The organism is Bradyrhizobium cosmicum, assembly GCF_032290525.1.
GTDB lineage: Bacteria > Pseudomonadota > Alphaproteobacteria > Rhizobiales > Xanthobacteraceae > Bradyrhizobium > Bradyrhizobium cosmicum_A.
Map to the genome: position 1 here is coordinate 1 of NZ_JASXTA010000200.1, position 276 is coordinate 276.

1 protein-coding gene is annotated in these 276 nt (G+C 79.0%); it reads right to left on the bottom strand.

The window, feature by feature from the left end; all coding sequences use genetic code 11:
* Nucleotides 1-276, bottom strand: a 276-nt coding sequence (locus tag QSV46_RS39645; RefSeq protein ID WP_314964084.1) for a PH domain-containing protein, incomplete at both ends; no start/stop codon positions are given.

Sequence of the window (276 nt, forward strand, 5' to 3'; positions counted from 1 at the left end):
GAGCAGGACGGAGCCGAGGAGCCGCCCCGCGGGCACCTGCAGCATGAGTTCGCCGGCGTCCGCGGCGTCGGCGTCGGGGAGGCCGGGCTCGGCCGCCCGCTCCGGCGCGGACGCGTCCGCCCCGGCTCCCCCGAGCATCCCCGACGCGCGGTCCAGGATCTCCCGGCGCACCGCTTCGGCCTCGGCGCGGCGCAGGAAGGACAGCTCGAGCGCGGACTCGCCGCCGTCGGCCGCCTCGACCTTCACTGTGGCCAGCCCGAGCAGCCGGGCCACGAG